We start from the raw sequence: 9725 nt of genomic DNA on the forward strand, positions 1-9725 counted from the left end.
TGCCTGCCAGGCTGCTGCAATATGCCTGCCACGCTGGTGCACTACGACCGTCACGACCACGCCGGAACAGCGGACAGGCAAGTCAATGGACACACCCGGCCCGACAGCAGCAGACGAGTCGGTGGATGCGTTCACGGACGCGCTGCTGGCCGCGTCACGACTGCTGATGGCCATCTCGACCGAATCCATCGCCCGGGTGGACGAGACGATCACCATTCCGCAATTCCGGACCCTGGTGATTTTGTCCAACCGGGGTCCGCTCAACCTCGGCACGCTCGCCGGTCTGCTGCATGTGCAACCATCGACCACCGGTCGGATGATCGACCGACTCGTCACCGCCGGGCTGATCGACCGCAGACCGCACCCGACCTCACGGCGCGAGCTGCTGGCGGCGCTCACCCCGCGCGGGCGAAAAGTCGTCCGCCAGGTCATCGCACACCGGCGCGCCGAGATCGCCCGAGTCGTGGAGAACATGCCGGCGCCGGAGCGCCACGGGCTGGTGCGCGCCCTGATGGCGTTCACCACCGCCGGCGACGAGCCCACCTACCTCGACGTCCAATCGTAGGGTTCGGGTCGGTGCGGGAATGTCACGCCGCCACGACGGGCCGCTGCGATAGCCTCGCATGCACAGACATTCGGCCGTGCCCGCGTCGCAGCGATGCACCACACCACGACATGGGGACTTCAATGCCACCGCTGCCCGGCTCGCCGCGCTCGGCCGCCACCGACCTGCTCACCCGCGAGGACCAGGGCTACCACCACGACCTCAAGCCCCGGCAGCTGCAGATGATCGCCATCGGCGGCGCCATCGGAACCGGCCTGTTCCTCGGCGCGGGCGGGCGACTGGCGTCGGCCGGGCCGGGGCTGTTCGTGGTGTACGGCATCTGCGGCGGCTTCGTGTTCCTGATCCTGCGAGCGCTGGGCGAACTGGTGCTGCACCGCCCGTCGTCGGGCTCGTTCGTGTCGTATGCCCGGGAGTTCTTCGGCGAGAAAGCGGCCTTCGTCGCGGGCTGGATGTACTTCCTGAACTGGGCGATGACGGGAATCGTCGACAGCACCGCGATCGCGAAATACTTCCACTACTGGGTGCCGCTGCAGGTGATCCCCCAGTGGACGCTGGCGCTCGTAGCGCTGCTGGTCGTCGTGCTGGTGAACATGATCTCGGTGAAGCTCTTCGGCGAGCTGGAGTTCTGGGCCGCTCTGGTCAAGGTGGTGGCGCTGGTCATTTTCCTGGTGGTCGGCACCATCTTCGTGGCCGGCCGCCACCAGATCGACGGTCAGCACATCGGCCTGAGCCTGTGGACCGACCACGGCGGGTTCCTGCCCACCGGCCTGCTGCCCCTGGTGCTGGTCACCTCGGGTGTGGTGTTCTCTTATGCGGCAGTCGAATTGATCGGCACCGCCGCGGGCGAAACCGCGGAGCCGGAGAAGATCATGCCGCGCGCGATCAACTCGGTAGTGGCCCGCATCGCCATCTTCTACGTCGGGTCGGTCGCCCTGCTGGCGCTGCTGCTGCCCTACACCGCCTACCGCGCCCACGAAAGCCCCTTCGTGACGTTCTTTGCCAAGATCGGCTTCGGCGGCGCGGGTAGCCTGATGAACGTGGTGGTGCTGACCGCGGCGTTCTCGAGCCTGAACGCCGGGTTGTATTCCACCGGACGTATCCTGCGGTCGATGGCGATCAACGGCAGCGGCCCGAAGTTCACCGCCCGGATGTCGGCGAACGGGGTGCCCTACGGGGGCATTCTGCTGACCAGCATGATCGGCCTCTTCGGTGTCGTGCTCAACGCGGTCAAGCCGGGCCAGGCGTTCGAAATCGTGCTCAACATCGCGGCATTGGGCGTGATGGCGGCCTGGGCTGCGATCGTGGCGTGCCAGCTGCGCTTCCACCGCCGCACCGTTGCCGGGACCATGCAACGCCCGCGGTTCCGGATGCCGCTGTCACCCTACAGCGGGTATCTCACCTTGACGTTCCTCGCAGGAGTGCTGGTGTTGATGATGTGCGATACGCAGCGCGGTCCCTGGATCATCGCGACGCTGGTTCTCGGTGTCCCGGCGCTGACCGGCGGCTGGTTCCTGGTCCGCGACCGGGTGAGCGCTGCCGCGCAGTCCGAGGCAACGGGGTGAGCCGATGACACGCAACCGATACGCTGCCCAGCCGCCGCTGTACGGCATGGCCCTGATCTTCCTCGGTATCGCGATCGTGGCGGTCACCGCGTACCTGCTGGCCGGCTGGTGGTCGGCCGTCGGCTATCTGATCGCCGCAATCACGGCGATCTCCGGCTTCGTGCTGGCGTTTCGCGACTTCTCGTGACCGTGGAACCTGCTCGACGCCCGTCCGTCTCCCGAAAGTGCAACTGGCGACGCGTTTCTCGAGTGGAAGCGTCGCCAGTTGCACTTTCGCGGGAACTGCCGGGTCACAGCAGCTCGGCGAGTCACCACAGTCACTCGCGTCACTTCGCCGTAGGCTGAGCCGCGATATGTCCAGGCTCACGCGCACATTGGCCGTCGGCGGATGCCTGCTGCTCGCGGGCGCCGTGGTGATCGCCGGATGCAGCTCCACCGTCGAGGGCAGGCCGGTGGCGGCCCCGGGCGCCGGGGCGGCCGAACCGTCCGTCCCGACGGCCCGGCCGCCGGTCTCACCACCGGCGCGGAAGCCGGCGCCGCCACCGGGAGGCCCGACCGCACCCGGCGGGCCCATCTCGCTGCCGCCCGACGACAACGGCTACGTCTACATCGCGACCAAATCCGGTGCGACCCGCTGCCAGATCAACGCCGAGAGCGTCGGCTGCGAGGCGCAGTTCACCGACTCCCCGATGCAGGACGGCCAGCGGGCCAACGGCGTCAGCGTCACCGCCGGCGGCGAGGTCCGGTGGGTGCTGGGCAACCTCGGCGACATTCCGGTGGTGACCATCGACTACGGCAGCTACGAAGCGCAGGGCTGGACGATCGCGGCCGGCGAGAGCGGCACCCGCTTCACCAACGACCGCACCGGCCACGGCATATTCGTCAGCATCGAACACGTCGAGACGTTCTGAACAATCAGCGCCGCCTACGCTGTCGCTCGTGGACTTTCGGGTGTTCGTTGAGCCGCAGCAGGGTGCCAGTTATTCCGATCAGCTCGCGGTTGCCCAGACCGCCGAATCGCTGGGATTCTCCGGATTCTTCCGGTCCGACCATTACGTGGCGATGAGCGGGGACGGGCTGCCCGGGCCCACCGATTCCTGGGTGACCCTGGGCGGCATCGCCCGCGAGACGCGGTCGATCCGGCTGGGCACGCTGGTCGCCTCGGCCACCTTCCGCCATCCCGGGCCGCTGGCGGTGTCGGTCGCGCAGGTCGACCAGATGAGCGGCGGGCGGGTCGAACTCGGCCTCGGCACCGGCTGGTTCGAACGGGAACACCGCGCCTACGGAATTCCGTTTCCGTCGCTGGCCGAGCGATTCGCCCGGCTGACCGAGCAGCTGGAGATCGTCACCGGGCTGTGGAAGACGCCCGCCGGTGAAACCTTCGACTACGCCGGAGCCAACTACGCGCTCAACGACTCCCCGGCACTGCCCAAACCGGTGCAGCGGCCCCACCCGCCGATCATTGTCGGCGGGCTGGGCGCCACCCGCACACCGATGCTGGCCGCGACGTTCGCCGACGAGTTCAACGTGCCGTTCGCCTCGCTGGAGGGTATCGGCACCCAATTCGATCGGGTCCGGGCCGCGGTAGCGGCCAACGGCCGCTCGGCGCAGTCGATGGTGTTCTCGGCGGCGTTCGTGCTGTGCACCGGCCGCGACGACGCCGAGCTCACCCGGCGGGCCGCGGCCATCGGGCGTGACCTCGACGAGATGCGGACGAGCTCGCCGCTGGTCGGCACACCCGACGAGATCGTCGACCACCTCGGGCCGTTCGCCGGGATCGGCGTGCAGCGGGTCTACCTGCAACTGCTCGACTTGTCCGATCTGCGCCACCTCGAGCTGTTCGCCGGCGAGGTGATCCCGCGGCTCTGAGTCGCCGCCCGGGCGTGGCGGAGCTGCCGAAACTGCCGCCGCCGTCGGTGATCACCCTGCCGCCGGTCCTCGGACGGCGGCCGGTGTTCGCGCGGTGCGCGGGCGCCACTACGATCTTTCACCGTGGAGGGCCACCGTCCACAGGTTGACGACTCCGACGACGACTCCGACGGCGTGGCCGACGGCGAAGCCTCGCCGTGGTACCTCAGACCGTGGGCGCTGGCCGGGTGGGGCCTGCTGGTCGCGGCTTTGGTCGCGGTCATCGTCTACGGCCTGGTGGTGCTGGCCACGACCGGCGACGGTGGCGCTCCCCCGACCGTGACCACCCCGGCGCCCACGCACTCGACGACAGCGCCCACGACGCCAGCTCCCACTACGACGCCAGCTCCCACTACGACGACGTCTACCGCGACGACGACGTCTACCGCGACGACCTCGGTCACGGTGAACACCATGGCGCCCCCGCCGGCCACGGCACCGCCTGGACCAGCCGAAACGACCGACCAACCGCTGCCCAAACAGCACTGGTGGGAGGACTACCTGCCCAACATCCACGTCCCCGGGCTCCACCCGTGACGGCCGGGCAGCCGCCACGCACGGTTAGGGGAACCTGCGTCGCCAAGCACCCCCTGAAGATGTCACTATGAGCAGGTCTGAGCAGGACAATGCAGTTAAGTTACCGATCAGTAACAGCGCGCTGGTTACCGTCGGGTAACAACGATTGGGGAGAGGCCTCGTGGAGACGCAGACGCTGATCAGACTCGTTGTGGGCCTTGGCATGACGGCGGTGGTGCTGCTGTTCGCCGCCCTCCGGGTCAGCTGGCTGGCCCGGCTCGTCCTGTCCGGCCAGCCGGCCACTGGGCGCACCGACGAGGTCGGCACCCGCGTCGAGACCCAGATCACCGAGGTCGCCGGTCAGCGGCGGCTGCTGAAGTGGACGATCCCCGGCCTCGCCCACTTCTTCACCATGTGGGCGTTTTTCGTGCTGCTCACCGTCTACATCGAGGCCTACGGCGGATTGTTCTCGCCCACATTCCACCTGCCGATCGTCGGGCGCTGGGGCGGGCTGGGCTTCCTGCAGGACTTCTTCATCGTCGCGGTGACCGTCGGCATCGCCACCTTCGCCGTCATCCGTGTCGTCCGCAACCCTGGTGAGCACGGCCGCGCGTCACGGTTCTACGGCTCGCACAACGGCGGCGCCTGGCTGATCCTGATCATGATCTTCAACGTCGTCTGGACGTACGTGCTGTTCCGGGGCTCAGCGGTCAACACCGGCAACCTGCCCTACGGCAAGGAGGCGTTCCTCTCGCAGCTGTTCGGCCGGATCCTGGCGCCGCTCGGGACGCACGGCAACGAAATCCTGGAGACGGTCGCGCTGCTGCTGCACATCGGTGTGATGCTGGCGTTCCTGCTGATCGTGCTGCACTCCAAACACCTGCACATCTTCCTGGCTCCGCTCAACGTCTCGTTCAAGCGGCTGCCCGACGCGCTGGGCCCGCTGCTGCCCGTCGAGTCCGACGGCAAGCCGGTCGACTTCGAGAACCCGCCCGACGACGCCGTGTTCGGCCGCGGCACGATCGAGGACTTCACCTGGAAGGGCATGCTCGACTTCGCCACCTGCACCGAGTGCGGCCGCTGCCAGTCGCAGTGCCCGGCCTGGAACACCGGCAAGCCGCTGTCGCCCAAGCTGCTGATCATGGACCTGCGCGATCACTGGATGGCCAAAGCGCCCTACATCCTCGGCGAGCGGGAGCGCCCCGCCGACGGTTTCGACCCCGCGGCCGCGCACGACGACGGCCACCACGTCCCGGAGTCCGGGTTCGGCCGGGTGGCGGGCTCCGGTCCCGAGCAGGCCACCCGACCGCTGGTCGGCACCCAAGAGCAGGGCGGTGTCATCGACCCCGACGTGCTGTGGTCGTGTGTGAGCTGCGGCGCCTGCGTCGAGCAGTGCCCGGTGGACATCGAACATGTCGACCACATTGTTGATATGCGCCGCTACCAGGTGATGATGGAGTCGGAGTTCCCAGCCGAGCTGTCGGGGCTGTTCAAGAACCTGGAGAACAAGGGCAACCCGTGGGGACAGAACGCCGCGGATCGCACCAACTGGATCGACGAGGTCGACTTCGACGTCCCGGTCTTCGGCGAGGACGTCGACAGCTTCGACGGCTACGAGTACCTGTTCTGGGTGGGCTGCGCGGGCGCCTACGACGACAAGGCGAAGAAGACCACCAAGGCCGTCGCCGAGCTGCTCGCCATCGCCGGGGTGCGCTACCTGGTGCTGGGCGCCGGCGAGACCTGCAACGGCGACTCCGCCCGCCGCTCCGGCAACGAGTTCCTTTTCCAGCAACTGGCCCAGCAGGCGGTCGAGACGCTGGACGGGGTGTTCGCGGGCGTGGAGACCGTCGACCGCAAGATCGTGGTCACCTGCCCGCACTGCTTCAACACGCTGGGCCGCGAATACCGGCAGCTGGGCGCCAACTACACGGTGCTGCACCACACCCAGCTGCTCAACCGGCTGGTGCGCGACAAGAAGCTGGTGCCGGTGACACCGGTCGACCGCGGCGGCCCGGCGATCACCTACCACGACCCCTGCTACCTGGGCCGCCACAACAAGGTCTACGAGGCGCCGCGTGAGCTGATCGGGGCCACCGGAGCGACACTGACCGAGATGCCCCGGCACGCCGAGCGCAGCTTCTGCTGCGGCGCCGGCGGCGCGCGGATGTGGATGGAAGAGCACATCGGCAAACGGATCAACCACGAGCGCGTCGACGAGGCGCTGGCCACCAGCGCCACCACCGTCGCCACCGCATGCCCGTTCTGCCGGGTGATGGTCACCGACGGTGTCGACGACCGCTCCGAAGCCGCCGGCCGGGAGGGTGTCGACGTCCGCGACGTGGCCAACGTGCTGCTGGACTCGATCGACCGCGGCACCGTGACGCTGCCGCCGAAGGGCGCCGCCGCCGCGCACGCAGCCCCGGCCGCTCCCCCGCCGGCCGCCACCGCGGCGCCGGCCGCCGCGCCGCCTACAGCGCCCGCCGCCCCTGCCGCCGCCCCCGCCCCGGAGAAGGCCGCCAAAGCCGTCACCGGCCTGGGCATCGCGGGCTCAGCCAAACGGCCCGGCGCCAAGAAGGCCGCCGCGCCGACCCCATCCGCCGGCCAGCCGCAGGCGCCCGCCACCGCGCCCGCCGCGCCGGCCGCGGGCGCCCAGGCCGCACCCACGCAGCCGTCGGCACCGGCGGAGCCCGAACCCGCATCAGCGGCCGCGGAAAACGACGGGGAGCGCACGGCCGCAGCTCCGGCAGCAGCGCCGCCGGACGCGCCCGGCGCGCCTGTTAAGGGCCTGGGCATCGCCCGCGGTGCCCGCCCGCCGGGCAAACGCTGAGTCGTATTTCGCTGGACAGCCATGGCACCATAGTTGACGTGACCACTCACCAGCTGCCGTGGCACGCCACCGGTCACCAGCAGCGCCAGCGCACGTTCGCGCAGTCGTCGAAGCTGCAGGACGTGCTCTACGAGATCCGCGGGCCGGTGCATGACCACGCCGCGCGGCTGGAGGCCGAGGGTCACCGCATCCTCAAGCTCAACATCGGCAACCCGGCCCCATTCGGGTTCGAGGCCCCCGACGTCATCATGCGCGACATGATCCAGGCGCTGCCGTACGCGCAGGGTTATTCGGACTCGCAGGGCATCCTGTCCGCGCGGCGCGCGGTGGTCACCCGTTACGAACTCGTCGACGGCTTCCCGCGGTTCGACGTCGACGACGTGTATCTGGGCAACGGCGTCTCCGAGCTGATCACGTTGACGCTACAGGCGCTGCTGGACAACGGCGACCAGGTGCTCATTCCCGCGCCCGACTACCCGCTGTGGACGGCGTCGACCTCGCTGGCCGGCGGCACCCCGGTGCATTACCTGTGCGACGAAACCCAGAGCTGGCAGCCCGACATCGCCGATCTGGAGTCGAAGATCACCGACCGCACCAAGGCGCTGGTGGTGATCAACCCGAACAACCCGACCGGCGCGGTCTACAGCCGCGACGTCCTGTCGCAGATCGCCGATCTGGCGCGCAAGCATCAGCTCCTGCTGTTGGCCGACGAGATCTACGACAAGATCCTCTACGACGACGCCACACACACCAGCATGGCCGCGGTGGCGCCAGACCTGTTGTGCCTGACGTTCAACGGGCTGTCCAAGGCCTACCGGGTCGCCGGATACCGGGCCGGCTGGCTGGCGATCACCGGGCCCAAGGACCACGCCGGCAGTTTCATCGAAGGCATCCACCTGCTGGCCAACATGCGGTTGTGTCCGAATGTGCCTGCCCAGCATGCTATTCAGGTTGCGTTGGGCGGCCACCAAAGCATTGAGGACCTGGTGCTGCCGGGCGGCCGGCTGCTCGAACAGCGCGACGTCGCCTGGTCGAAGCTCAACGAGATCCCCGGCGTGTCATGCGTCAAACCGGCCGGTGCGCTGTACACGTTCCCGCGGCTGGATCCCGAGGTGTACGACATCGACGACGACGAGCAACTGGTGCTCGATCTGCTGCTTCAGGAGAAGATCCTTGTCACCCAGGGCACCGGATTCAACTGGCCCGCACCGGATCACCTGCGCATCGTGACACTGCCGTGGTCACGTGACCTGTCGGCCGCGATAGAGCGGCTGGGCAACTTCCTGACCGGCTACCGCCAGTAGCCCGTCGGTTGCCGGTATGCTGTCAACCTTGCTCCAGTAACTCCAGCAGGTAGTCTCCGTACCCGGATTTGAGCAGGGTGCGGGCACGACCGGCCAGCTGCTCGTCGTCGATGAAACCCTTGCGCCAGGCCACTTCCTCGGGGATGCCGACCTTGAGCCCCTGGCGGCGCTCCAGCGTGCGGACGTAGTCGCTGGCGTCCAGCAGCGAGTCGAACGTCCCGGTGTCGAGCCAGGCCGTGCCGCGGGCGAGCACCTCGACGGCCAGTCGCCCCTGGTTCAGGTATTCCCGGTTGATCTCGGTGATCTCGTATTCGCCGCGCTCCGACTTCCGCAAGCCGCGGGCGATGTCGATCACGTCGTTGTCATAGAAGTACAGGCCCGGCACCGCGTAGTGCGACTTCGGGGTGGCCGGCTTCTCCTCCAAGGACAGCGCGGTGCCGTCGGCGCCGAACTCGACGACGCCGTATGCCGACGGGTCGGACACCCAGTAGGCGAAAATCGCTCCGCCGTCCACCGATTGGAATCTGTTCAGTTTGGTGCCCAGGCCCGGACCATGGAAGATGTTGTCGCCCAACGCCAATGCCACCGAGTCGGTGCCGATGTGACTCGCGCCGATGACGAACGCCTGCGCCAGGCCGTCAGGCTGGTACTGCACCGCGTAGCTGATATCGATGCCGAATTGCGTTCCGTCGCCGAGGAGCCGGTGGAAGGCGGGCGCGTCGTGGGCGGTGGTGATCACCTGGATGTCCCGGATGCCGGCCATCATCAGGGTCGACAGCGGGTAGTAGACCATCGGCTTGTCGTACACCGGCAGCAGCTGCTTGCTGGTGCCCATGGTGATCGGATGCAATCGCGTACCTGAACCTCCGGCCAGGATGATCCCGCGCATGTGCTGCTCCTCAGTCGACGAGATCGGCCTCGGTGAGATCCGTCGCGGCCAGCGCGGCCGCCACGTCGCGGTGACAGAATACAGACGTCACGTGATCGTGCACCACCCGGAATGCCGTCGCGACAGGGGTATTGGAGCCAGGGGTATTGGAGCC

9 protein-coding genes and 1 pseudogene are annotated in these 9725 nt (G+C 68.3%); 8 read left to right on the forward strand and 2 right to left on the reverse strand.

The genetic code is table 11. From position 1 onward, the window contains the following. The first annotated feature begins 85 nt into the window (after window positions 1–85). The 8 genes from ABDW21_RS10540 to ABDW21_RS10575 all read left to right on the forward strand — a co-directional run bounded on the left by ABDW21_RS10540 (window position 86) and on the right by ABDW21_RS10575 (window position 8682). A complete protein-coding gene (locus ABDW21_RS10540; RefSeq protein WP_343601431.1) occupies window positions 86–565 on the forward strand; it encodes a MarR family transcriptional regulator in 480 nt (159 codons plus the stop codon). 122 nt (window positions 566–687) lie between these two features. Beyond that, window positions 688–2127, forward strand: coding sequence for an amino acid permease (locus ABDW21_RS10545; protein WP_343601452.1), 1440 nt, complete (start codon window positions 688–690; stop codon window positions 2125–2127). Window positions 2128–2131: 4 nt separating this feature from the next. Then, on the forward strand, window positions 2132–2314 hold the full coding sequence (locus tag ABDW21_RS10550; protein WP_343601432.1) for a hypothetical protein: 183 nt from the start codon (window positions 2132–2134) through the stop codon (window positions 2312–2314). A gap of 166 nt (window positions 2315–2480) precedes the next feature. Beyond that, on the forward strand, window positions 2481–3038 hold the full coding sequence (locus tag ABDW21_RS10555; RefSeq protein ID WP_343601434.1) for a hypothetical protein: 558 nt from the start codon (window positions 2481–2483) through the stop codon (window positions 3036–3038). A 28-nt stretch (window positions 3039–3066) separates the two neighbouring features. Beyond that, window positions 3067–3996, forward strand: coding sequence for an LLM class F420-dependent oxidoreductase (locus ABDW21_RS10560; protein WP_343601436.1), 930 nt, complete (start codon window positions 3067–3069; stop codon window positions 3994–3996). Window positions 3997–4119: 123 nt separating this feature from the next. Then, window positions 4120–4572: a hypothetical protein gene (locus ABDW21_RS10565; protein ID WP_343710433.1), complete on the forward strand. Its 453-nt coding sequence runs from the start codon at window positions 4120–4122 to the stop codon at window positions 4570–4572. A 160-nt stretch (window positions 4573–4732) separates the two neighbouring features. After that, entirely contained in the window at window positions 4733–7378 is a 2646-nt protein-coding gene (locus ABDW21_RS10570; RefSeq protein WP_343710434.1) for a (Fe-S)-binding protein, read from the forward strand. A gap of 11 nt (window positions 7379–7389) precedes the next feature. Next, window positions 7390–8682: a pyridoxal phosphate-dependent aminotransferase gene (locus ABDW21_RS10575; RefSeq protein WP_343601453.1), complete on the forward strand. Its 1293-nt coding sequence runs from the start codon at window positions 7390–7392 to the stop codon at window positions 8680–8682. Between the two features lie 22 nt (window positions 8683–8704). On the opposite strand, the gene rfbA is transcribed toward ABDW21_RS10575, so the two are convergent. Both rfbA and ABDW21_RS10585 read right to left on the reverse strand, forming a co-directional pair. After that, window positions 8705–9571, reverse strand: a complete 867-nt coding sequence (gene rfbA, locus ABDW21_RS10580) for a glucose-1-phosphate thymidylyltransferase RfbA (RefSeq protein ID WP_343601441.1) — start codon at window positions 9569–9571, stop codon at window positions 8705–8707. 10 nt (window positions 9572–9581) lie between these two features. Further along, window positions 9582–9725: pseudogene (locus ABDW21_RS10585) on the reverse strand (nuclear transport factor 2 family protein); the annotation flags it as partial.

This window comes from Mycobacterium sp. (assembly GCF_039583805.1).
In the GTDB taxonomy this organism is placed as follows: domain Bacteria; phylum Actinomycetota; class Actinomycetes; order Mycobacteriales; family Mycobacteriaceae; genus Mycobacterium.